The sequence below is a fragment of the Gemmobacter sp. LW-1 genome (assembly GCF_001303875.1).
Classification (GTDB): Bacteria; Pseudomonadota; Alphaproteobacteria; order Rhodobacterales; family Rhodobacteraceae; genus Gemmobacter; species Gemmobacter caeni.
Genome location: NZ_LJSC01000036.1, coordinates 23,830 through 45,424 on the forward strand (window position 1 = coordinate 23,830; position 21,595 = coordinate 45,424).

Genomic DNA, 21,595 nt, shown 5'->3' on the forward strand with positions numbered 1-21,595 from the left:
TGACGCGCTCAGGCCTTTTTCTCGTCGCCGGGCAGCACATATTGCGCGCCCTCCCACGGGCTCAGGAAATCGAACTGGCGATATTCCTGCACCAGCTTCACCGGCTCGTAGACCACGCGCTTCTGCGCCTCGTCATAGCGGACCTCGGTATAGCCGGTGGTCGGGAAATCCTTGCGCAGCGGATGACCGCGGAAGCCGTAATCGGTCAGGATGCGGCGCAGATCCGGGTGACCCGAGAACAGGATGCCGAACATGTCGAACACTTCGCGTTCAAACCAGTTGGCGGAAGGGTGGACCGACACGATGGACGGCACCATCTCGTCTTCGCGCACCGCCGCTTTCACGCGGATGCGCTGGTTCTGGTACATCGACAGGAAGTGATAGACCACGTCGAAACGCGCCGGGCGTTCGGGATGGTCCACCGCCGTGATATCCACCAGCGTGGAGAAGCGGCAGGCACTGTCAGACTTCAGAAAGTCGATGAAGGAAACCAGTTGTGCCGCCGTCACCTCGACCGTCAGTTCGCCGAAGGCGATGGAGGCGCCGATCACGGCTTGCGGGCGCTTGAGCTGGATATGCTCGGCCAGTTGCGTCAGAGCTTCGGACATCTTCCCCTCCTCAGCGGACCAGCGTGCCGGTGCGGCGGATTTTCCGTTGCAGGGCAAGGATGCCATACATCAGCGCCTCTGCCGTGGGCGGGCAACCGGGGACGTAGATGTCCACCGGAACCACACGGTCGCAGCCGCGCACCACCGAATAGCTGTAATGATAGTAGCCGCCGCCATTGGCACAGCTGCCCATCGAGATCACATAGCGCGGCTCGGGCATCTGGTCATAGACCTTGCGCAGCGCCGGGGCCATCTTGTTGGTCAGCGTGCCCGCAACGATCATCACATCGGACTGGCGCGGCGAGGCGCGCGGGGCGAAACCATAACGTTCCACGTCATAGCGCGGCATGGCGGTATGCATCATCTCCACCGCGCAGCAGGCCAGACCAAAGGTCATCCAGTGCAGCGAGCCGGTGCGCGCCCAGTTGATGATGTCCTCGGTGGTGGTGAGCAGAAAGCCCTTGTCCTGCAAGTCGCGGTTCATCGCGACCATGCCGGCATCGCGGTCGTTCGCCGCGTGGTTCGCGCTGGTGCTCACGCCCATTCCAAGGCCCCCTTCTTCCATTCATAGGCAAAGCCGACGGTCAGAACGCCCAGGAAGACCATCATCGACCAGAAGCCCACCATGCTCATGTCCCCGAAGGCAACCGCCCAAGGGAAGAGGAAGGCCACTTCAAGATCGAAGATGATGAACAGGATCGACACGAGATAGAACCGCACGTCGAACTTCATCCGGGCGTCGTCGAAGGCGTTGAAACCGCATTCATAGGCCGACACTTTTTCGGGGTCGGGGTTCCTGACCGCAAGGATCACGGCGGCGAGGATCAGCACGAGGCCAAGACCGACGGCAAGAACCAGAAAGATGATAATGGGAAGGTATTCTCGGAGAAGTCCGTCCACGAGTGGCTCCTTCGGCTGGCGGCATGGGGCACAGGACGCCCGGCGCGCGCGGATCGTTGCTGCGACCCGTTTACTCCTGCCCTCACGCGCGGTCAACCAAAGGCGGAACGAAAAACCTGAGGCCGGAGCGTGATTTCATTGATTGTATGCCATCGCATACCGCGATTATTCCGCAGCGCGGCATCGCGCGGGGAAATGCCCTCGCGGAAAGCCCGGTCAAAGGCTTTCCCAACGGAATCTCTCGGACTAGCCGCGACTCGCCCAGGCGGGCGGGCGTTTTCCGAAGAAGGCGGCGATGCCCTCAGCGGCCTCCGGGCTTTCCCAGCGGCGGATCAGCAGATCGGCCGTGTCGGAAACCAGCGCCTCGTCTACCTGCGGCCCAAGCCGCGCCACCAGCGCCTTGGCATCCGCCACCGCACCGGGCGCACAGGCGAGGATTGGCGCCACCTCGGCCTCTACCGCCGCATCCAGGTCCTCTGGGGAAACCACGGCATGCAACAGACCGATGCGATACGCCTCGGCACCGTCGAACAGCCGCGCCGCCATGAAATGCCGCCGCGCCGCCGCCGCGCCGATCCGCGCCACGACGTAGGGCGAGATCGTCGCCGGGATCAGACCAAGCTTCGTTTCCGTCAACCCGAAGCGTGCGCCGCCGACCCCGATGCACAGATCACAGACCGACATCATGCCGATACCGCCCCCGAAGGCCTGCCCCTGCACCCGCCCGATCAGAGGCTTCGGCAGGGTATCGAGCGCGTTCAGCATCCGCGCCAGCGCCAGCGCGCCCTCGCGCCGCATCACGGGCCCGCCGTCGATCTGTGCCCGCATCCAGGACAGATCGCCCCCGGCACAGAAGCTGGCCCCTTCCGCGGCCAGAACCACGGCCCGCACCGAAGCGTCCCCGCCCAGCCGCGCCGCCGCCTCGGTCAGTTCGGCAATCATGGTCGCCGACAGCGTATTGTGCTTCTCTGGCCGGTTCAGCACCAGCCGCGCGACGCCGCGCGTATCCTGTGCGATGGTGATGGTCTCGAACATATCCGTCCCTCCGTGCCGCAAATTTCTTGCAAAGAAATTTGCAAATCTTTTGGTCAAAAGATTTGCGCCTGGCCCCGCAGGCTGCGCGCAAATCCGGCGGCTTCGTCCAGCACCGCCGGGTCAAGCCCGGTGTCGAAACCCAGCGTTGCCAGACGCGCCGCCACCGCCTCGGTCGCGACATTGCCCGCCGCACCCGGCGCGTAGGGGCAACCGCCCAGGCCCCCGACCGCTGCGTCGAACACGCGCAGGCCCAGCGCCAGCGAAGCCTCGATATTCTCCAGCGCCCTGCCCTGCGTGTCGTGGTAATGCCCGGCGAGCCTTTCGGCGGGCAGTTCCACCAGCACAGCCTCCAGCATGGCGCGGATGGTGTCGGGCGTGCCATGACCGATCGTGTCGCCGAGGCTGATTTCATAGCATCCCATGTCGCGCAAAGCGGCTGCGACCTTGGCCACCTGAGCGGGCGGGGTCGGCCCGTCGAAGGGGCAATCGGTGACAACCGAGACATAGCCGCGCAGCGGGATGCCATCGGTGCGCGCCGCTTCGGCCACAGGCGCGAAGCGATCAAGGCTTTCGGCGATGGTGCAGTTGAGATTGGCCCTGGAGAACCCCTCCGAGGCCGAGGCAAAGATTGCCACCTCGCTGGCGCGGGCGGCGCGGGCGGACTCGTATCCTTTCAGGTTCGGCGTCAGTGCGGCGTAGCTGACGCCCGGCGCACGGGAGATCCCCGCCAGCACATCGGCGGCATCGGCCATCTGCGGCACCCATTTCGGGCTGACGAAACTGGTTACCTCGATCCGGCGGAAGCCTGCGCGCGACAGCATGTCCACCAGCCGGATCTTGTCTGCCGCCGGGATCAGGCGCTTTTCATTCTGCAACCCGTCACGCGGGCCCATTTCGAAGATTTCGGCGCGGTCGCTGGACATCGGTTCAGCCCTCGGGGAGTTCATAGAAGTCGCGGGTATAAAGGACATCCTCCCCCGACCGTGCCAGCGCGCGGGCATAGGCCGGACGTTCGGCGATCCGCGCGGCATAGGCGGCAAGATTGGCAAAGCCATCGGGCCGGACGAAGCGGAAACAGGCGGTGACGTTGAAGGCCATCATCAGATCGGCACCGCTGAAGCCCTTGTCCAGCAGCCAGTCGCACCCCGCCAGCGCCGCCTCCTGCGCCTGCATGGTCTTGATCAGACGCCGGGTTTCCAGCTGCATCATGGCGGGGGAACGGGCCGAAGCCGGGCGCAGGAAGATGTGCTGGATGTTCAGCGATTGCAGGATATTGGCCTGCGTTTCGGCGAAATGCACCCATTCCAGAAAGCGCGCGCGCTCTGCCGCGCCGGGGGCCACACCAAGGCCTGCCTCGGGAAAGCGTTCGCACAGGTATTCGATGATGGCACCGCTTTCGAAGATCGCCTGCCCGTCAATCTCCAGCGCGGGCACGCGCCCTGCGGGTGACAGCGCCATAAGTTCCGGGCGGCGGGTGGAGCCGTCGTCGAGCCGGTAGCTCACCAGATCGTAGTCAAGGCCAAGCTCCTCCAGCGCCCACAGGACACGCATCGACCGCGAGCCGGGACAGTGATGCAGCCGGATCATGCCGCCACCTCGGCGGTTTCGGCCTCCAGCAGGATCAGCGCCGCCCCCGCCTCGACCTGGGTGCCGGGGGTGACCAGCACTTCGGCCACCACGCCATCGCGGGCGGCGGTCAGCGTGTGTTCCATCTTCATCGCTTCCAGAATGGCCAGCCGGTCGCCCGCAGCGACGGCCTGTCCGGGGGCCACGAAGACCGCCTTTACCAGACCGGGCATCGGCGACAGCGTGGCATTCCCCGCCGCGCCGCCACTGGCCTCACGCGCCAGCGGATCGACCGGAGCAAAGCTGTGGCAGGCACCTTTGTCGAAGACATGGATCAGGCCGCCCGCCTGCACCACCGGCAGCGCGGGCGGGACGAGACTTTCCCCCTCGACCGTGATGCGCGGGCCTTCGGCGTCGAGGGTCAGCAGCCCTTCGGTGACCTCATCCCCTTGCCGCACCGCCAGACGCCGCGCCAGCGGCGCCCAGAGTGTGAAGCCCAGCGCAGGGCGTGCAGTCAGTCCGGCACTGGCCAGGAGCGCCGCCGCACGCACGCCTGCCGAAGGCGCGGGGTCGGAGACCAGCGCCTCCAGGTCCCGCTCGATCAGCCCTGTGTCGACATCGCCCGCCGCAAAACCCGGATGCCGGGCCAGCGCGCCAAGGAAACCAAGGTTCGTCACCGTGCCCGCGACCTGCGTTTCCGCCAGGGCGCGGGACAGTTTTTGCAAGGCAACTTCGCGGGTCGGGCCATGCACGATCACCTTGGCGATCATCGGGTCATACCACGGGCTGATCGTATCGCCGGTCCGCACGCCGGTATCGGCACGCGCGCCCTCGGGGAAGGCGAGATGGGCCAGTGTGCCGGTGGCGGGCAGGAAGCCCGCAGGCACATCCTCGGCGTAAAGCCGGACCTCGAAGGCATGACCATGGATAGCAAGCTGATCCTGCCGCAGCGGCAGCGCCTCACCCGCCGCCACACGGATCTGCCATTCCACCAGATCGACGCCGGTGATCGCCTCGGTCACCGGATGTTCGACCTGAAGGCGGGTATTCATCTCCATGAACCAGAAGCGGTCTGCGCGCAGGCCATCGGAGGCATCGACAATGAATTCGATGGTGCCCGCGCCCTTGTAGCCAATGGCACGCGCGGCGCGCACGGCGGCCTCGCCCATGGCCGCGCGCATTTCGGCGGGCATTCCGGGGGCCGGGGCTTCCTCGATCACCTTCTGATGGCGGCGCTGCAAGGAGCAGTCGCGTTCGAACAGATGCACCGCATCACTGCCATCCCCGAACACCTGAACCTCGATATGGCGGGGCTTTTCGACATATTTCTCGATCAGCACGGCATCATTGCCGAAGGCGGTGGCGGCCTCGCCTTTCGCACTGTCCAGCGCGGCCGCGAAATCTTCGGCACGGATCACCTTGCGCATGCCCTTGCCCCCACCGCCCGCCACGGCCTTGATCAGCACCGGCCAGCCGATGCGCGCAGCCTCGGCGGCGAGGTGGTCCGCCTGCTGATCAGCGCCATGATAACCCGGCACCACCGGCACACCGGCCCCGGACATCAGGCGCTTCGCTGCATCCTTCAGGCCCATGGCGCGGATGGCTTTCGCGGAAGGACCGATGAAAGTAAGGCCCGCAGCCTCCACCGCATCTACAAAATCGGGGTTTTCCGACAGGAAGCCGTAACCGGGATGGATGGCCTGTGCGCCAGTCGCCTGTGCGGCAGCGATGATCGCATCGCCGCGCAGATAGCTGTCACGCGGGGCCGGGCTGCCTATGGCCACGGATTCGTCCGCCAGCGCGACATGGCGGGCATGGGCGTCGGCCTCGGAATAGACCGCCACGGTGGCGAGGCCCATGCGCCGGGCGGTGGCGATGATGCGGCAGGCAATCTCGCCGCGATTGGCGATCAGGATTTTCTGGAACATGTCAGACCTCCGGCGCGGGGTGATCGGGGGTGGACGGGGGGCTGTCTGCCCCCCGCGGGGCCTCTGGCCCCTCCCCCGGAGGATATTTGTGAACAGATGAAGAGCAGAGGCGCTGCGCGGCCTCGGCCGTGAGACGGGCGAGGATATCGGCGGCGGGGGCAATGTCATGGATCAGCCCCACCGCCTCGCCAGCAACCGGGGAGCCGTTGGAGGCATCGCCTTCGGCCTGGGCTGCGGCCCAGTCGGCGCGGGCATTGGCGGCGCCGGGCGCGCGCAGGGCTTGCGGATCGGCATGCCACCTGTCGGTGAAGGAGGAGCGCAGGACGCGGATGTCGAAAGGCGCGGGCCAGTCGAAGCCGCGCACCGCATCCACCGTGCGGGTGCGCAGGGTGGCATCGCCGTCGGCTGCGATTGCGGCGGCATGAAAGCCCGGCGGCACCAGCGCCTCGGTCGCGGCCCAGAAGCGGCTGCCGATCAGGGCGCCATCGGCCCCGAGCATCAGGCTGGCGGCAAGGCCGCGCCCGTCAGCGATACCACCTGCGGCCAGCAGCAGTGTCCCGGGCGCGCGTACAGCGATGAGGTCGGCGAGTTCCGGCACCAGCGTAAAGGTGCCGCGCGACTGGCCATGGCCACCCGCCTCAGCGCCCTGTGCAACGACCGTGCTGGCCCCGGCATCCAGCGCAGCGCGGGCATGATCGAGCGTCTGGCACTGGCAGATCAGCGGCACACCTGCCGCATGAATCGCGGCGGCGAAGGGCGCAGGATCTCCAAAGGACAGCATGACCGCGCGCGGGCCGCGGTCAAGGCATTCGGCCAGCAGCGCGGGCGTCAGCCGCCAGGTGATGAAGCCGATGCCGATGGGGGCGCCTTCGGCCAGCGCCCATTCGCGGGCGATCCAGTCGGCGTCGCCATAGCCGCCGCCCAACAGGCCCAGCCCCCCGGCTTGCGCCACGGCAGCAGCAAGGCGCCCGCCCGTGGTGCCTGCCATCGGGGCCAGAGCGACCGGATGGCGCAGGGCAAAGGCGCGGGTGAAGCGGGTGTCGATCAGGGTCTCAGCCATTTGGCACCTCCGCTTGCGGCAATCCGGGCGCACCAGTCGATGCGCTGCGCCCCGTCATAAGCAACAGCCAGCCCCTCGGCGATCATGCGATCAGCGATATCCTCCCCCCCCGGAAGCCGCAGGCGGATCAGGCGGCGGCCGTATTTATCGGTGCCAAGATCGGTCATCGCAGGGGTCGCGGCGCGCAGCAGCCCGCGCAGCCGGTCGGTTGCTCGGGCGCCCAGCGTAGCCTCGGCGGCACAGCCGGGTTCGTGCGTTTCCGGCGCATCATAGCCCGCAAGCCGGGCCCGGTCGCGCCTGTTGCCGCAGATCAGCTCGACCGTATCGCCGTCATAGACATAGCCTGTCGTGCAGCCGACGAGACCGCCCGGCGCCTCGCGCGTCACCGGCTTCTGCGCCTCGCTGGACCGCGCAGCGACCGGCGCATAGCGATGCGCGGCTGACCACAAGACCAGCAGCGTGACGAAGATATAGGCGGCAAGTTCTGGATTGAGGCGCATCGGATCACTTTGCAGGGGCTTTGCCCTGTGATGCGCGACCCGGCGGCGCGGGGCAAGCGCCGCACCGCCGGTCCGGCCAGGGGGGAGCGCCCGCATCGCCATCACATCCGGAACACGCCGAAGCGCGTGGGTTCCACCGGCGCGTTCAGCGCGGCGGAAAGCGAGAGGAACAGTACCTCGCGGGTGCGACGCGGGTCGATGATCCCATCGTCCCACAACCGGGCGGAGGCATAAAGCGGGTGGCTCTGCCGGTCGAACATCTCGATGGTGGGGCGCTTGAACTCGGCTTCTTCCTCGGCCGTCCAGGCCCCGCCTGCGCGTTCGATCCCGTCGCGCTTCACGGTGGCCAGCACCCCCGCCGCCTGTTCGCCGCCCATGACGGAGATGCGCGAGTTCGGCCAGGTCCAGAGGAAACGCGGCTGATAGGCGCGGCCTGCCATGCCATAGTTCCCGGCACCGAACGAACCGCCCACCAGCATGGTGATCTTGGGCACATTGGTGGTGGCGACCGCCGTCACCATCTTGGCGCCGTGGCGGGCAATGCCCTCGTTCTCATACTTCCGGCCGACCATGAAGCCCGTGATGTTTTGCAGGAAGACCAGCGGGATATTACGCTGGCTGCACAACTCCACGAAATGTGCGGCCTTCTGCGCCGCCTCGGAAAACAGCACGCCGTTATTGGCGACGATACCGACAGGGCAGCCCATCACATGCGCAAAGCCGGTAACGATGGTTTCGCCGAAACGCGGCTTGAATTCATCGAAGCGCGAGCCGTCCACCACGCGGGCGATAACCTCCCGGATGTCATAGGGCGTGCGCAGATCGCCCGGCACCACGCCAAGAATTTCCTCGGGGTCATGGGCCGGAGCCTCGACCGACTGCCATTGCACCGTAGCGGGTTTCGCGCGGTTCAGGTGGCTGACGGCACGACGGGCCAGCGCGAGAGCATGGGCATCATCCTCGGCCAGATAATCCGCCACCCCCGACAGCCGCGTATGCACATCGCCGCCGCCCAGATCCTCGGCGCTGACCACCTCGCCCGTCGCGGCCTTCACCAGCGGCGGACCGGCGAGGAAGATCGTGCCCTGTTCCTTCACGATGATCGTCACATCCGACATCGCGGGGACATAGGCGCCGCCTGCGGTGCAGGAACCCATCACCACCGCAATTTGCGGAATACCCTTCGCGCTCATCCGCGCCTGATTGTAAAAGATGCGCCCGAAATGGTCGCGGTCAGGGAAAACCTCGTCCTGATTGGGCAGGTTGGCACCGCCACTGTCGACAAGGTAGACGCAGGGCAGATTGCATTCCTCGGCAATCTCCTGCGCGCGCAGATGTTTCTTGACCGTCATCGGGTAATAGGTGCCGCCCTTCACGGTGGCATCGTTGCAAACGACCATCACCTCTTGCCCGTGGATGCGACCGATCCCGGCGATCACGCCCGCACAGGGCGCGGCACCGTCATACAGCCCGTGCGCCGCCGTTGCGCCGATCTCAAGAAAAGGCGAGCCTGGGTCCAGCAGATCCGCCACCCTTTCACGCGGCGGCAGCTTGCCCCGCGCGACATGGCGCGCCATCGCCTTCTCGCCGCCGCCAGCCGCCGCAAGGGCCGCCGCTCCGGCCACGGTTTCCAGCATGCCAAGATGCGCGGCGCGATTGGCCTTGAAGGCGTCAGAGCCGGTAAGGATGCGCGAGGTCAGTTTCATGTCGGTCAGTCCTGCTGGTGGTTCTGGACAGAAGTGGCAGCGGTATGCGCGGCCTGGGCAAAGCGATATGCAAGATTCATCTTTAACCCATATATTTCAGTGACTTGCATGAAAAAATGTCGCACCCTGAACCTTTGAGAAATTGATCCACATCAAGGTTTCCGGCGCCTCCGAAGGTGCAGGTTCGCCCGGTAAACAACCTGTGAGACCTGCGATGAAAACGCTTGCCTATGCCCTTCTGGCCACCGCCGCGCTGACGGCCCCCGCCCTTGCCCAATCGGCGGGCGACATGACGCTCGGCCTCGGGATCGGCTATGTCGCGCCGAAAAGCAACAACGGCACGCTGGCCGGGGCCCCCGCCGATGTCGGGGACAATGCGCGCCCGACCATCACCTTCGAATATTTCGTCCGCGACAATATCGGCATCGAACTGCTGGGCGCCCTGCCCTTCAAGCACAAGGTGAACGTGGGTGGGGCCTATGCGGGCAATACTAAACACCTTCCGCCCACCATCACGGTGAACTGGCACATCCCGACCAGCGGCCCGATCACGCCCTTCGTGGGCCTTGGCCTGAACTACACGACCTTCTTCGAGGAAAGCTCGCCCCTCGGTGACCTGAAGATCGACGACAGCTTCGGCCTCGCCGCCCATGTCGGCATGGATTACGCGCTGAACGACAAGGCCGCGCTGCGGATGGACCTGCGCTATATCGACATTGATGCCGATGTGAAGCTGAACGGCACCAAGATCGGCAAGGTCAATATCGACCCGGTGGTGGCCGGTATTTCCTACATCATGAAGTTCTGATCCCTTTACGGGACGGAAAGGTGCGGAGGGGTGCGGGTTCTGCCCGCGCCCCTTTTCCATAGCACCAGTTTCCCCTGAACTGGTCATCCCTGCGCCATCAGCTCGCGGCCGATCAGCATGCGCCGGATTTCCGAGGTGCCCGCACCAATCTCCATCAGCTTGGCATCGCGGAACAACCGGCTGACCACACTGTCATTCAGAAAACCAGCCCCGCCCAGCGCCTGCACCGCCTGATGCGCCTGCACCATGGCCTGTTCGCTGGCATAAAGCACGCAGCCCGCTGCATCGGCACGGGTGATCTCGCCCCGATCACAGGCGCGGCCCGCCTCGTAGACATAGGCGCGGGCCGAGTTCATCGCGACATACATATCGGCGATCTTGGCCTGCATGAGCTGGAAATTTCCGATGGGCTGGCCGAACTGATGGCGTTCCTTTGCATAGGGAAGCACCTCGTCCAGACAGGCCGCCATGATGCCGGTTCCGATGCCCGACAGCACCACGCGCTCGAAATCGAGGCCGGACATGAGGACGCGTACGCCCTTGCCCTCCTGCCCCAAAACATTCTCGAACGGCACCTCGCAATTCTCGAAGATCAGCTCGCCGGTGTTCGACCCGCGCATCCCCAGCTTGTCGAAATGAACAGAGGTCGAGAACCCCTTGAAACCGCGCTCGATGATGAAGGCGGTGATGCCCTTCGGCCCCGCCTCGGGATCGGTCTTGGCGTAAACGATCAGCGTATCGGCGTCGGGGCCATTGGTGATCCAGTATTTGCTGCCGTTCAGGACGTAATAGCCATTCCGCTTTTCCGCCCGCAGCTTCATCGACACCACATCCGACCCGGCACCTGGCTCGCTCATCGCCAGCGCGCCAACCTTTTCACCGGACACGAGGCCCGGCAGGTATTTCGCCTTCTGCTCGGGCGAGCCGTTCAGCTTCATCTGGTTGACGCACAGGTTGGAATGCGCACCATAAGACAGGCTGACCGAGGCCGAAGCACGGGCAATTTCCTCGGTTGCGATCACATGTGCCAGATAACCCATGCCGGAACCGCCATATTCCTCGGACACGGTGATGCCCAGCAGACCCAGTTCCCCCATCTCGCGCCAAAGCTCGGCCGGGAACACATTGTCTCGGTCCACCTGCGCGGCAATCGGCTTCACCCGCTCCTGCGCCCAGCGATGCACCATGTCCCGCAGCGCGGCGATATCCTCGCCCAGATCAAAGCGCATCGGCGATGTGAACATGGTTCCCTCCCAAGAAATGAACACATGTTCAATTAAGGCCGGTTTCCGAGTCGCGTCAAGCATTTCCTTCGGAACGCCGCGTCACCCTTGCGGGTTATTCCACAGCCCCCCAAATTCTGACCGTCAGGAAAAGGAGCCCCCCATGCGCCTGCCCACCACCGTCACCGCCCTCCTGTCTCTCGCCGCCCTGTCCCTCACCACCCTGCCCGCAACTGCCGATGTGGTCGGGAAGGTCGGTGTCGACTGGGTCGGCAATGACATCATCGTCGAGGCGATCCCCGATCCGAAAGTGCAGGGCGTCACCTGCCATCTGGCCTATTTCGACCGCTCGCTGATCGACCGGCTGAGCCAAGGCAACTGGTTCGAAGACCCCAGCTATTCGGCCGTCGACTGTACCCGGACCGGCCCGATCACCCTGGGCGACATCGACAAGGGCCGCGATGGCGAGGCGGTGTTCAGCGAAGGACGGTCGCTGATCTTCAAATCGCTGAAACTGACCCGGATCTACGACGCGAAGAACAATGCCCTGATCTACCTCGCCCATGCCAGCGAGGTGACGCAAGGGTCCGGCAAGATGTCCCTGTCGGTGGTTCCGCTGCCATGAGGCAGGGGGCTGTCTGCCCCCTCTTGAGCCTGCGGCTCAATTCACCCCCGAGGATATTTCCCGACAGAAAATGCCTGGAACGCTCCGCCCCTATTTTCTGTCCGAAAATATCCTGCGGGGGAGGCTCCGAAGGAGCCGTGGGGGCGCAAAGCCCCCGGCGACAGATCAATCTGCGCGGGGTGTCAGGTCAGGGGCGCTGGTGTCGCCCTGGAACACTGCCGAAACCTCCGCCCGGATGATACGCGCGATCTGGGCGCAATCCTCAAGGCTGAAGGTCAGCGGCAGGCGCATGTCGATGATCCCGTGCAGGATGCGGTCGGTCGCGGGCATCGGGGCGCTGGGTGCGTAGGTCCAGCTGTCATAGCGGCTGGTGAACGCGACGGGTTCAGGGGCGCCAAACCACTTCAGTTCCACCCCCCGCGCGCCACAGCGGGCGATCACGGCGCGGATCGCCTCCGGCGTCCAGTCGAGCAGCAGGAACTGGAAGGAGGAGGCGACAAAACCCTCCGCCGCAGGGCGCTGAATCCGGGTCAGGCCGGGCGTTTCGGCCAACCCCGCCTCGACCGCCCGGTAGCGCTCGTTCCAGCGCGCGCACTGGCGCGGCAGATCGGCCAGTTGCGGCCGCAGAATCGCCGCGCGCAGATTGTCCATCCGGCCCGAGATGTTGGGCGTCGTCAGCCGCAGGTCGGCAAAGGCCTCGGCTGGTGGCGCGGCGCGGTGGCGGGTGTAAAGCATGTAGCTGCCCGACAGCAGCACCGCCCGTGCCATCAGCGCCGGGTCGTCAGAGATGATCAGCCCGCCCTCGCCCGAATTCATGTGCTTGTAGGTCTGGGTCGAGAAGCAGCCCATCGCTCCCCAGCGCCCGGTCAGCTGCCCGTCCCACGTCGCGCCCATCGTATGTGCGCAATCCTCGATCACGGTGATGCCGCGCGCGTCGCACAGGCGCATCAGCGCCCCCATGTCGCAGATATGGCCACGCATATGGCTGAGCATCAGCACGCGGGCCCCCTCTGCCTTGGCCGCAAGATCGTCGAGGTCGATCACCAGCCCCTCCGTGACGCCCACGAAAACCGGCACCGCACCCACCGAGGCGATAGCCCCCGGCACCGGGGCGAGCGTGAAGGCATTGGTCAGCACTCTGTCACCGGGTTGCACCCCCATGGCCCGCAAAGCGGTTGCCAGCGCGTAGCCGCCCGAAGCGACGGCGAGGCAATAGCGCGCGCCGGTGGCGGCGGCGAATTCCTCCTCCAGCAGGGCGGTCTCGGCGATCTCGTCCGGGGCGGTGTTATAGCGGTGCAGGCGGCCCGACTGCATCACCCGCAGCGCCGCGGCGATGGCGGTGTCAGGGATCGGTTCCTGCTGGGTGAAGCTGCCGGTAAAGCGTTCCATCCCTGACCTCTGCACCCGCGCCACGCGACTGTCAACGGCAGCACTGGCCCCCGGCCTGACTGGTGCGGCATGGCATAGAGAAGTTCTTGTGATGAAGATGAATGAGGCGATTCTCTTCACACGCATACGCAAGCGGGTTGGGAACAGCGCCCGACCAAGCGCAGCCCCCGCTCCGTCGCGAGAGTTGAGGCTCAATCCAGCATCGACACGCCCAGACCTTTCGGCCTCGCCATCATGTGTGGTTTCATTTGTATCAGTAGTTAAGTGAAATATGGCGTCAGAAGCCCCCGAAAATAAGGAAGCCTTAAACGGCGAACCTTGGCCCTTTGTCGATCCGGGCGTCAGGCGGCAAAATATTGAATTTCAGGCATGCCAGTTCTGCTTGCGACACGTTTCAATGGCGCATGACCCCTGCCCGGTCAGTGGTCGCGCAGGAAGGATTCCTCTTCCGCGCTGACGTCGATGCCCATGGCCTCCAGCCCCGCCTCAAGGTTTTCCGCCAGATGCGGCATGCCCATCAGATACTTGTCCGTGGGCACCGCGCGTTCGCGGTAGGCTGTGGCCAGCGCCTCGGCGTAATCGCCAGCCTCGTAGACCCCACGCCCGACCCAGGCGATCGCCACAAGATGCGCCTGCTCATCCTCGTTCAGCGCGCGGATGAAGGCGTGCAACTCGCGGTCGCCCATATCGCCCTCACGGGACTGATAGATCACATGCACCACCTTGGCCGGGCTAATCTCGATCATGGGAACCTCCTGTTGCGTCATGCTGCGCCCGTGTCCGGGCGAATGCAAGTGGCAGCATGGCCACCCTGGCACCGGCCCGCGATGTGCTGCCGAATTTCCAGACTTTCACCCGAGAGGGGGCTGGAAATGGCGCGCGCGAATGATCACCTTTGCAGCGCGCCAACGATGGACCCTCATGCAGCTTTTCCACACCCTTCATACCGAAGCCGATTACCTTCTGTCCCGCCTGACCGGACGCAAGGCCCGGGCCCGGCGCGCAGCCTTCGAGGCTTTCGAAACTGCCCTGTCCCGGCTTGGGCCCGGTACACTGGCGATTGATCTTGGCGCAAATGTCGGGGTCTACACGGAACGGCTGGCCGAAACCGGGGCGGATGTCATCGCCTTCGAACCTGATCCGCATGCCTTCTCACTGTTGCAGGCGCGGGTCGGAACCCGCCCGAATGTGCGGCTGATCCCTGCTGCGGCCGGTGTGGCGGATGGAAGGATCAACCTTTATCGCCGCACGGATTTCGATGCCGCGCCTGACCGGCGCACCAGTTCCTCCTCCATCTTTTCCGACAAGCACAAGATGGACCCTGGCCGCCCGCATGAGGTGGAGATGATCGGCTTTCCTCGCTTCCTCGCCAGTCTGAACCGCGAGGTTGCGGTGCTGAAAATCGACATCGAGGGGGCGGAAGTGCCGCTGATCGAGGCGCTGCTGCAATGCCCGGATTTCGCGCGTGTGGATCAGGTCTTCATCGAATCGCATGAACGGGTGGTGCGCGCGCTCGCGGCCCGCACCCGCGCCCTGAAGGCCCGGACCCGCAACCTGACGCGACCGAGGGTGAACTGGGACTGGCATTGACCGCGCAGGCCATGGACGGCGGCGGCCCGAGCCCTTAGGTTGGCCGGACAGACGAAGGGAATGCCATGTCCGAAACCGCAGCGCAGGGCTATCAGGTTCTGGCCCGCAAATACCGCCCCGCCACTTTCGCCGATCTGATCGGGCAAGAGGCGATGGTGCGCACGCTGAAGAACGCCTTTGCGGCGGATCGCATCGCCCATGCCTTCGTGATGACCGGGGTGCGCGGTGTCGGCAAGACCACGACTGCCCGCATCATCGCCAAGGGTCTGAACTGCATCGGCCCCGACGGTCAGGGTGGCCCGACGATCGAACCCTGCGGGATCTGCGACCAGTGCCGTGCCATTGCCGAAGGCCGCCACGTCGACGTGATGGAGATGGACGCCGCATCGCGCACCGGGGTGGGCGACATCCGCGAAATCATCGAAAGCGTCCACTACCGCGCCGCCTCGGCCCGCTATAAAATCTACATCATCGACGAAGTTCACATGCTGTCGAACAGCGCCTTCAACGCGCTGCTCAAGACGCTGGAAGAGCCGCCGCCGCATGTGAAATTCATCTTCGCCACCACCGAAATCCGCAAGGTGCCGGTGACCGTGCTCAGCCGCTGCCAGCGGTTCGATCTGAAACGGATCGAACCCGAGGTGATGATGGCGCATCTGGCGAAGGTGGCGGAAAAGGAAAGCGCGAAGCTCGCCCCCGATGCACTGGCGCTGATTACCCGCGCCGCAGAAGGGTCCGTCCGCGACGCGATGAGCCTGATGGATCAGGCCATTGCCCACGGCGCCGGGGAAACCACCGCCGATCAGGTGCGCGCCATGCTCGGGCTGGCCGACCGGGGCCGCACGCTCGATCTCTTCGACATGGTGATGCGGGGCGATGCCCCCGCCGCACTGGCCGAACTGTCGGCGCAATACTCCGATGGTGCCGATCCGATGGCGGTTCTGCGCGATCTGGCCGAGATCACACACTGGATTTCAGTCATCAAGATCACGCCCGAGGCAGCGGATGATCCGACCGTTCCCCCTGACGAACGCGCCCGTGGCCTTGACATGAGCCAGCGCCTGCCGATGCGGGTGCTGTCACGGATGTGGCAGATGCTGCTCAAGGCCATCGAGGAAGTCGGGCTGGCCCCGAACGCCATGATGGCCGCCGAAATGGCGGTGATCCGGCTGACCCATGTGGCCGATCTTCCCGACCCCGAGGCGCTGATCCGTCGCCTGCAATCCGGCCCGCCGCCCGCACCGGGGCCAGGCGGCGGCGCCCCGGCTGGCGGGGGTGGGGGTGGTGGCATGGTTCATGCCCCCGCCCGCATGATGGCGCCCGCCCGCGGCCCTGCCATGGGAGCGACCATGCAGGGCGGTGCCGCGCTGGCGGTGGCCGAGGACCGGCTGACCGTCTACGCCACTTTCGATCATGTACTGGACCTGATCCGCGACAAGCGCGACATGACGCTGCTTCTCGCGGTTGAACGCCATGTGCGGCTGGCGAAATACGCCCCTGGCCGGATCGAGTTCGAACCGACGGCTGACGCGCCTTCCGATCTTGCCGCCACGCTGTCGCAGCGGCTGCAAGGCTGGACCGGCGCGCGCTGGGGTGTCTCGGTCGTCTCCACCGGCGGGGCGGCAACCGTAGCGGAAACCCGCGACGCGGACCGCCGCGCGGCAGAAGCGGAAGCCCTGCAAAACCCGCTCGTGCAGGCGGTGCTGGCGAACTTCCCCGGCGCGAAGATCACGGAAATCCGCACGCCCGAAGCCATGGCGCAGGAAGCCGCCGTTCAGGCCCTGCCCGAGGTCGAGGATGAATGGGACCCCTTCGAAGAGGATTGAGCCCGCCCCGGCGGCGCCCTATCTTCCACAGACAGAACAATGAGGATGCGATGCTGAAAGGTTTGGGCGGGCTTGGCGACATGGCCAAGATGATGAAAGCCGCGCAGGACATGCAGGCCAAAATGGCCGAAATGCAGGAAACGCTCGCCAACAGCGTGGTCATCGGCGAGGCCGGGGCCGGGCTGGTCAAGGCGCGCTGCACCGCCAGGGGCGACATCACCGGGCTGGACATCGACCCGACCATCCTCGTGCCTTCCGAAAAGGAAGTGGTGGAGGATCTGATCGTCGCCGCGATCAAGGACGCGCAAGCCAGGGCGGCACAGCGCGGCCAGCAGGAAATGGCGAAGATGACCGAAGGGCTGGGCCTGCCGCCCGATTTCAAGCTGCCCTTCTGATGACCGCCCCCTCGGACATCGAGGATCTGATCGGGCTGATGGCCCGGCTGCCGGGGCTTGGGCCCCGTTCGGCCCGGCGCGCGGTGCTGACGCTTCTGAAGAAGCGCGGACCGCTGATGGCGCCCCTGGCACAGGCCATGGCCCATGTCGCGCTGACCGCGCGCGACTGCGCCACCTGCGGCAATATCGGCACTTCCGACCTCTGCCCGATCTGCGCCGACCCGAAACGCCAGACCGGCGAGATCTGTGTGGTGGCCGATGTGGCCGACCTCTGGGCGATGGAACGCGCAGGGGTGTTTCGCGGCCGCTATCACGTTCTGGGTGGTACGCTGTCCGCGCTGGATGGCACGGGCCCCGACGAATTGCGCATCCCCGCACTGGTGGCCCGCGTGCGGGACGAGGCAACGGCCGAGGTAATCCTTGCGCTCAATGCCACCGTCGATGGCCAGACCACCGCGCATTACATTGCCGACGCGCTGGAGCCGACAGGCGTGCGCATTACCTCGCTGGCGCAGGGCGTGCCGGTGGGCGGCGAGCTTGACTATCTCGATGATGGTACGATCGGCGCGGCCCTGCGCGCCCGCAGACAGGTTTAGAGGCCCCACATGGCAGACATCGACCGCATCGCCGCCAGCCTGACCGGGCAGGACGACCTTTACGCCGCCCTGCGCCGCGCCGGAACCGGCCTGCCCCCGGCTGAGGTCGAGGTGCTGCTGCCCGCGCTGCTGGCCGCCCTGGGCGACGCGCCCGAGGCGGCACGGCTGGCCTCCGTCGATCAGGGGCTTCTCCGTGCCGTGCTGCGCGCGGGCGCGGGCCTGCCCGCCACACGCAATGCCGCCGCCATACGCGACTGGCTGGCACAGGCCGAAGTGGCGCCCGTCTTCCAGCCGGAAATCGCCGCCAGCCGACATATCGCCCTGCTGACCGGCGGCCAGATGCCCGACATGCCCGCCTATTCCGACACCGCCTTCGACCGCTGGTTCGCGGCAACAGGCGCCGATTATGGCCTCGGCCCTTATGGCGAGAAACGCAGCGTCTATACCGCCGCGCAATTCGCCGATGCCGCCAGCGCCGAACGGCGGATGATCCATATGGGGATCGACGTCTTTGCACCGGCCGGCACGCCGGTCCACGCGCCCCTGCCCGCCCGCGTTCTGTCCGTCACCTACAACGCCGACCCGCTGGACTACGGCCACACGCTGATCCTGGAACACGAGGCGGCTGAGACAAGGTTCTTCACGCTCTACGGACACCTCGGCGCCAGCCTGCCCGGCCTCTGCGAACCCGGCCAGACCGTCGCCGCCGGTCAGATCATCGCCCATCTGGGCGACTGGCCCGAAAACGGCGGCTGGGCGCCGCATCTGCATTTTCAGATCATGACCGACATGCTGGAACAGACCGATGGCAACTTCTTCGGCGTCGGACACGAAAGCCTGTGGGACGTCTGGCAGGACATCTGCCCCGACCCGAACCTGATCCTGCGGCTGCCGGAAGGCGCCTTTGCCCGCTGACCACGCGGGGCGCCCCGGCCGGGTAATTTGAGTATTTTTACAAGAAGCAAACGGCAAAGCGCACGCCCTGTCCCCTGCTTCTTGCCCAAATACTCAAAATCCGACAGCGCCACCCGGCGCGGCGACGGGGGTCAGACCGTATGCAGGTAAAGGTCGAAATCAACCTCTGACACCGTGCGCGCAACGCGGGCATATTCGGCTGCCTTGATCGCGGTGAATGTGCGGTGCATGTCCTCGCCCAGTGCCTGTTTCAGGAAGGCCGAGCCCTTTGCCACCTCGATGGCAGAACGCCAGTCCACCGGGATCGGCGGCGCGTCCTGCCCGCCTTCGTATCCATTGCCAGTGGTTTCCGGGCCGGGGTCGAGCTTTTCGGCCAGGCCCTTGCGGATGCCGGCCAGCACGGTGGCGGCGACCAGATAGGGGTTGGCGTCCACCCCGGCGGGGCGGTGTTCGATCCGGCGGGCGCGGATGTCACCAGCCGGGATGCGCAACGCGACGGAGCGATTGTTCACCCCCCATGTCGGGCTGACCGGCGCATAGCTTTGCGCGGCAAAACGGCGCCAGCTGTTTGCGTGCGGAGCAAAGACCAGCATGCTTTCGCCCATGGTCGCCCGCAGTCCTCCCAACGCGTGCAGGATGGTGTCGGACCACTGGCCTTCGACCGCCTCGACAAAGACGTTGCGGCCTTCGCCATCCTGCATCGAGACATGGAAATGCATGCCGGAGCCTGCATAATCCTCGTTGGGCTTGGCCATGAAGCAGGCGGTCACGCCATGTGCCCGCGCCTGCGCCCGGACGATGCGTTTCAGGCGCATCAGATCATCCGCCGCCTGCATCACATCCTCGCGGTAATGCAGCGTCAGTTCGTACTGGCCGGGGGCATATTCGGAAATCAGGGTTTCCGCCGTGATCCCCGCCTTCCCCGCCGCTGCGTAGATGTCGGAAAACAGCGGCAGCATCCCGTGCAGGTGATCGACCGAATAGACCTCGGTCTTGGAAGACGGACGGCCATCCAGCACATCGCGCGCCGGCACCATCTTGCCGTTCGCGTCGCGGTCATTGGCCAGCAGGAAAAACTCCAGCTCGAAAGCGCCCGCCGGGTGCAACCCTTCGGCGGCCAGCGCGTCGACCTGCCGTTGCAGGGCGTGGCGCGGGTCCGAGGTCATCTTGTTGCCGTCGAGATCATACATCGACATGAAGACCTCGCCGCGCGGCGGGTTGGTGTTGTGCAAGGGCTTCAGCGTGCCGGGGATCGGCCAGGCGCGCAGGTCGCCGTCGCCCTGATCCCAGATCAGCCCGGTTTCGTGCACATCCTCACCGCAGATGTCGAGACCCAGAATCGAGATCGGCAGATGCCGCCCGCCCTTGTAAAAGGACAGCAATTCGTGGCGGCGGATGATCTTGCCGCGTCCGATGCCATTGGCGTCGTGCAGCACGATGTCGAAGGCTTCAATCTCGGGGTGGGCGGCAAGAAAGGCTTCGGCCTCGGCGAGCGTCGAGCCGGAGGGGCTGTGAGTATCGGTCATGTCTCAGAACAATTCGGTGAGGATTTCGTCGAAGGCGGCAATCAGGCGGTCGATCTGGCGTTTTCGGGTGACCGGGCTGACCAGCATCATGTTGTGGAAGGGGGCGATCAGGCTGCCGCGATTCAGCAGCGCGGTGTGGATGGCCGCTTCCAGTTCGGGCTGATGGGCAGTCGCGGCTTCGGCGCCGTTCGTCAGCGGACCGGGGGCGCAAATGAACTCCACTCGCGCACCAACGCGAACCACATGCCAGGGGGCTCTGTGCGCCTCGATCACGCGGCGCAGACCGGCCGAAAGGCGTTCGGCGCCCTTTTCCATATGAGCATAAGCCTCGGGCGTCATAACCTCGGCCAGATTGGCCTTGAGGCAGGCGAATTGCATCGGGTTGGCCGAAAGCGTGGTGCCCATACCGGAATGGCCGGAGGGGCGGTGCGCGTCATATTCTGCGAAGCGCGCGGCCACCTCGTCCGTCATCCCCCAGACGGCGGTGGGCATCCCGCCCGCCACGCATTTTCCGGCCACGAAGATGTCGGGCGACAGCGAATGCACCCGGCTGTAACCGCCAAGGCCCGAGGAAATCGTATGCGTCTCGTCAATGATCAACAGGGCGCCATAGCGGCGGCTGAGCGTGCGCAGCCCGTCATGGAACCCCGCCTGCGGCAGCACCATGCAGGAATTGGTCATCACCGGCTCGGTCAGGATGGCGGCGATATCGCCCTTGGCCAGCGCGGCCTCCACGGCGGAAAGATCATTGAACTCTACCGCTTCGGCGACCAGAGACAGATCCTCGACCTGCCCGACCAGCCCCTGCCGGGCGTGTGTATGACCGTCGCGCAGCTCGATCATCGTGTCGTCCACGGTGCCATGGTAGCAGCCGTTGAACACCAGCACCTTCGGCCGCCCCGTCACCGCCCGCGCCACGCGCAGGGCAAAGCGGTTGGCATCGGTGGCTGTGGTGGCGATCTGCCAGCGATAGGGGCCGAAGCGGCGGTTCAGCAGCGCGCCCGCCTCCAGCGCGGTTTCGGTCGGCAGCATATAGGTCAGCCCGCGCCGGGCCTGACGGCGGATGGCCCTTGCCACCGGCGCCGGGGAATGGCCGAACATCGAGCCGGTATCGCCCAGACAGAAATCGTCAATGCGGAAGCCGTCAACGTCGGTCAGCCGTGCGCCCTCGGCCCGTTTCACCAGCATCGGAAAGGGCATCGGCCAGTCCCGCATCCAGTGCATCGGCACATCGCCCAGATAGGCTCCCGCCCCGGCGTCCAGCGCCGCGCGGGTTTTCGGCCGGGCCGCAGCGTAGCGTTTCGCCTCGCGCGCGGCCATGGCCCGCAGCCGCGTCACCTCAACCCCAGCGATCCGCACGGAATCCGTCATGGTCCATCCTCCAGAATGACGGGGTTAT

The 21,595-nt window shown here is 65.7% G+C and carries 22 protein-coding genes; 7 read left to right on the forward strand and 15 right to left on the reverse strand.

The features are described 5' to 3' along the window. Positions 1-8: 8 nt before the first annotated feature. The 10 genes from AO684_RS08430 to AO684_RS08475 form a co-directional block, all read right to left on the reverse strand. Positions 9-608, reverse strand: coding sequence for an NADH-quinone oxidoreductase subunit C (locus AO684_RS08430; protein WP_054302311.1), 600 nt, complete (start codon positions 606-608; stop codon positions 9-11). Between the two features lie 10 nt (positions 609-618). After that, positions 619-1,152 carry an NADH-quinone oxidoreductase subunit B family protein gene (locus tag AO684_RS08435; RefSeq protein ID WP_054302312.1) on the reverse strand — a complete coding sequence of 178 codons (534 nt, stop codon included), beginning with the start codon at positions 1,150-1,152 and terminating at the stop codon, positions 619-621. Continuing rightward, the gene (locus tag AO684_RS08440; RefSeq protein WP_054302313.1) at positions 1,143-1,508 is read right to left on the reverse strand and encodes an NADH-quinone oxidoreductase subunit A; all 366 of its coding nucleotides are present in this window, start codon (positions 1,506-1,508) and stop codon (positions 1,143-1,145) included. Before AO684_RS08440 ends, AO684_RS08435 begins: the two co-directional genes overlap by 10 nt. Positions 1,509-1,754: 246 nt before the next feature. Next, positions 1,755-2,543, reverse strand: coding sequence for a crotonase/enoyl-CoA hydratase family protein (locus AO684_RS08445; RefSeq protein WP_054302314.1), 789 nt, complete (start codon positions 2,541-2,543; stop codon positions 1,755-1,757). A 53-nt stretch (positions 2,544-2,596) separates the two neighbouring features. After that, entirely contained in the window at positions 2,597-3,466 is an 870-nt protein-coding gene (locus AO684_RS08450; RefSeq protein ID WP_054302315.1) for a hydroxymethylglutaryl-CoA lyase, read from the reverse strand. Positions 3,467-3,470: 4 nt separating this feature from the next. Further along, positions 3,471-4,130 (reverse strand): glutathione S-transferase family protein, encoded by a 660-nt coding sequence (locus AO684_RS08455; RefSeq protein WP_054302316.1) that lies wholly within the window; start codon positions 4,128-4,130, stop codon positions 3,471-3,473. Continuing rightward, positions 4,127-6,037, reverse strand: coding sequence for a biotin carboxylase N-terminal domain-containing protein (locus tag AO684_RS08460; protein WP_054302317.1), 1,911 nt, complete (start codon positions 6,035-6,037; stop codon positions 4,127-4,129). Before AO684_RS08460 ends, AO684_RS08455 begins: the two co-directional genes overlap by 4 nt. Before the next feature lies 1 nt (position 6,038). After that, positions 6,039-7,097, reverse strand: a complete 1,059-nt coding sequence (locus AO684_RS08465; RefSeq protein WP_152968385.1) for a nitronate monooxygenase family protein — start codon at positions 7,095-7,097, stop codon at positions 6,039-6,041. Then, positions 7,082-7,693, reverse strand: a complete 612-nt coding sequence (locus AO684_RS08470; protein WP_161806003.1) for a thermonuclease family protein — start codon at positions 7,691-7,693, stop codon at positions 7,082-7,084. Before AO684_RS08470 ends, AO684_RS08465 begins: the two co-directional genes overlap by 16 nt. Positions 7,694-7,698: 5 nt before the next feature. Next, positions 7,699-9,303 carry a carboxyl transferase domain-containing protein gene (locus AO684_RS08475; protein ID WP_054302319.1) on the reverse strand — a complete coding sequence of 535 codons (1,605 nt, stop codon included), beginning with the start codon at positions 9,301-9,303 and terminating at the stop codon, positions 7,699-7,701. Between the two features lie 214 nt (positions 9,304-9,517). Between AO684_RS08475 and AO684_RS08480 the strand changes: the two genes are divergently transcribed. After that, a complete protein-coding gene (locus AO684_RS08480) occupies positions 9,518-10,111 on the forward strand; it encodes an OmpW family protein (RefSeq protein ID WP_054302320.1) in 594 nt (197 codons plus the stop codon). Between the two features lie 83 nt (positions 10,112-10,194). On the opposite strand, the gene AO684_RS08485 is transcribed toward AO684_RS08480, so the two are convergent. Beyond that, positions 10,195-11,355 carry an isovaleryl-CoA dehydrogenase gene (locus AO684_RS08485; RefSeq protein ID WP_054302321.1) on the reverse strand — a complete coding sequence of 387 codons (1,161 nt, stop codon included), beginning with the start codon at positions 11,353-11,355 and terminating at the stop codon, positions 10,195-10,197. A gap of 142 nt (positions 11,356-11,497) precedes the next feature. Here AO684_RS08485 and AO684_RS08490 point away from each other — a divergent pair, with 142 nt between their 5' ends. After that, positions 11,498-11,959 (forward strand): CreA family protein, encoded by a 462-nt coding sequence (locus AO684_RS08490; protein WP_054302322.1) that lies wholly within the window; start codon positions 11,498-11,500, stop codon positions 11,957-11,959. Positions 11,960-12,124: 165 nt separating this feature from the next. On the opposite strand, the gene AO684_RS08495 is transcribed toward AO684_RS08490, so the two are convergent. After that, positions 12,125-13,348, reverse strand: a complete 1,224-nt coding sequence (locus AO684_RS08495) for a DegT/DnrJ/EryC1/StrS aminotransferase family protein (RefSeq protein ID WP_054302323.1) — start codon at positions 13,346-13,348, stop codon at positions 12,125-12,127. 419 nt (positions 13,349-13,767) lie between these two features. After that, entirely contained in the window at positions 13,768-14,094 is a 327-nt protein-coding gene (locus AO684_RS08500; RefSeq protein ID WP_054302324.1) for a DUF3775 domain-containing protein, read from the reverse strand. 175 nt (positions 14,095-14,269) lie between these two features. On the opposite strand from AO684_RS08500, the gene AO684_RS08505 reads away from it, so the two are divergent. The 5 genes from AO684_RS08505 to AO684_RS08525 all read left to right on the forward strand — a co-directional run bounded on the left by AO684_RS08505 (position 14,270) and on the right by AO684_RS08525 (position 18,670). Next, positions 14,270-14,938 carry an FkbM family methyltransferase gene (locus tag AO684_RS08505; RefSeq protein WP_161806004.1) on the forward strand — a complete coding sequence of 223 codons (669 nt, stop codon included), beginning with the start codon at positions 14,270-14,272 and terminating at the stop codon, positions 14,936-14,938. A gap of 65 nt (positions 14,939-15,003) precedes the next feature. Continuing rightward, positions 15,004-16,764, forward strand: a complete 1,761-nt coding sequence (locus tag AO684_RS08510) for a DNA polymerase III subunit gamma/tau (protein WP_054302326.1) — start codon at positions 15,004-15,006, stop codon at positions 16,762-16,764. Positions 16,765-16,814: 50 nt separating this feature from the next. Continuing rightward, on the forward strand, positions 16,815-17,159 hold the full coding sequence (locus tag AO684_RS08515) for a YbaB/EbfC family nucleoid-associated protein (protein WP_054302327.1): 345 nt from the start codon (positions 16,815-16,817) through the stop codon (positions 17,157-17,159). Further along, positions 17,156-17,755 (forward strand): recombination mediator RecR, encoded by a 600-nt coding sequence (gene recR / locus AO684_RS08520; protein WP_108128196.1) that lies wholly within the window; start codon positions 17,156-17,158, stop codon positions 17,753-17,755. The genes AO684_RS08515 and recR overlap by 4 nt, the downstream gene beginning before the upstream one ends. Positions 17,756-17,764: 9 nt before the next feature. After that, a complete protein-coding gene (locus AO684_RS08525) occupies positions 17,765-18,670 on the forward strand; it encodes a peptidoglycan DD-metalloendopeptidase family protein (RefSeq protein WP_054302329.1) in 906 nt (301 codons plus the stop codon). Positions 18,671-18,801: 131 nt separating this feature from the next. On the opposite strand, the gene AO684_RS08530 is transcribed toward AO684_RS08525, so the two are convergent. Both AO684_RS08530 and AO684_RS08535 read right to left on the reverse strand, forming a co-directional pair. After that, the gene (locus AO684_RS08530) at positions 18,802-20,196 is read right to left on the reverse strand and encodes a glutamine synthetase family protein (protein ID WP_054302330.1); all 1,395 of its coding nucleotides are present in this window, start codon (positions 20,194-20,196) and stop codon (positions 18,802-18,804) included. A 3-nt stretch (positions 20,197-20,199) separates the two neighbouring features. Beyond that, on the reverse strand, positions 20,200-21,567 hold the full coding sequence (locus AO684_RS08535; protein WP_054302331.1) for an aspartate aminotransferase family protein: 1,368 nt from the start codon (positions 21,565-21,567) through the stop codon (positions 20,200-20,202). Positions 21,568-21,595: the final 28 nt, after the last annotated feature.

What these genes read in the sequence shown, in the direction of transcription:
- AO684_RS08430 (WP_054302311.1), bottom strand. Translation starts at nt 608, where the DNA reads ATGTCCGAAGCTCTGACGCAACTGGCCGAGCATATCCAGCTCAAGCGC.
- AO684_RS08435 (WP_054302312.1), bottom strand. Translation starts at nt 1,152, where the DNA reads ATGGGCGTGAGCACCAGCGCGAACCACGCGGCGAACGACCGCGATGCC.
- AO684_RS08445 (WP_054302314.1), bottom strand. Translation starts at nt 2,543, where the DNA reads ATGTTCGAGACCATCACCATCGCACAGGATACGCGCGGCGTCGCGCGG.
- AO684_RS08450 (WP_054302315.1), bottom strand. Translation starts at nt 3,466, where the DNA reads ATGTCCAGCGACCGCGCCGAAATCTTCGAAATGGGCCCGCGTGACGGG.
- AO684_RS08455 (WP_054302316.1), bottom strand. Translation starts at nt 4,130, where the DNA reads ATGATCCGGCTGCATCACTGTCCCGGCTCGCGGTCGATGCGTGTCCTG.
- AO684_RS08460 (WP_054302317.1), bottom strand. Translation starts at nt 6,037, where the DNA reads ATGTTCCAGAAAATCCTGATCGCCAATCGCGGCGAGATTGCCTGCCGC.
- AO684_RS08465 (WP_152968385.1), bottom strand. Translation starts at nt 7,097, where the DNA reads ATGGCTGAGACCCTGATCGACACCCGCTTCACCCGCGCCTTTGCCCTG.
- AO684_RS08470 (WP_161806003.1), bottom strand. Translation starts at nt 7,693, where the DNA reads ATGCGGGCGCTCCCCCCTGGCCGGACCGGCGGTGCGGCGCTTGCCCCG.
- AO684_RS08475 (WP_054302319.1), bottom strand. Translation starts at nt 9,303, where the DNA reads ATGAAACTGACCTCGCGCATCCTTACCGGCTCTGACGCCTTCAAGGCC.
- AO684_RS08480 (WP_054302320.1), top strand. Translation starts at nt 9,518, where the DNA reads ATGAAAACGCTTGCCTATGCCCTTCTGGCCACCGCCGCGCTGACGGCC.
- AO684_RS08485 (WP_054302321.1), bottom strand. Translation starts at nt 11,355, where the DNA reads ATGTTCACATCGCCGATGCGCTTTGATCTGGGCGAGGATATCGCCGCG.
- AO684_RS08490 (WP_054302322.1), top strand. Translation starts at nt 11,498, where the DNA reads ATGCGCCTGCCCACCACCGTCACCGCCCTCCTGTCTCTCGCCGCCCTG.
- AO684_RS08495 (WP_054302323.1), bottom strand. Translation starts at nt 13,348, where the DNA reads ATGGAACGCTTTACCGGCAGCTTCACCCAGCAGGAACCGATCCCTGAC.
- AO684_RS08500 (WP_054302324.1), bottom strand. Translation starts at nt 14,094, where the DNA reads ATGATCGAGATTAGCCCGGCCAAGGTGGTGCATGTGATCTATCAGTCC.
- AO684_RS08505 (WP_161806004.1), top strand. Translation starts at nt 14,270, where the DNA reads ATGCAGCTTTTCCACACCCTTCATACCGAAGCCGATTACCTTCTGTCC.
- AO684_RS08510 (WP_054302326.1), top strand. Translation starts at nt 15,004, where the DNA reads ATGTCCGAAACCGCAGCGCAGGGCTATCAGGTTCTGGCCCGCAAATAC.
- AO684_RS08515 (WP_054302327.1), top strand. Translation starts at nt 16,815, where the DNA reads ATGCTGAAAGGTTTGGGCGGGCTTGGCGACATGGCCAAGATGATGAAA.
- AO684_RS08525 (WP_054302329.1), top strand. Translation starts at nt 17,765, where the DNA reads ATGGCAGACATCGACCGCATCGCCGCCAGCCTGACCGGGCAGGACGAC.
- AO684_RS08530 (WP_054302330.1), bottom strand. Translation starts at nt 20,196, where the DNA reads ATGACCGATACTCACAGCCCCTCCGGCTCGACGCTCGCCGAGGCCGAA.
- AO684_RS08535 (WP_054302331.1), bottom strand. Translation starts at nt 21,567, where the DNA reads ATGACGGATTCCGTGCGGATCGCTGGGGTTGAGGTGACGCGGCTGCGG.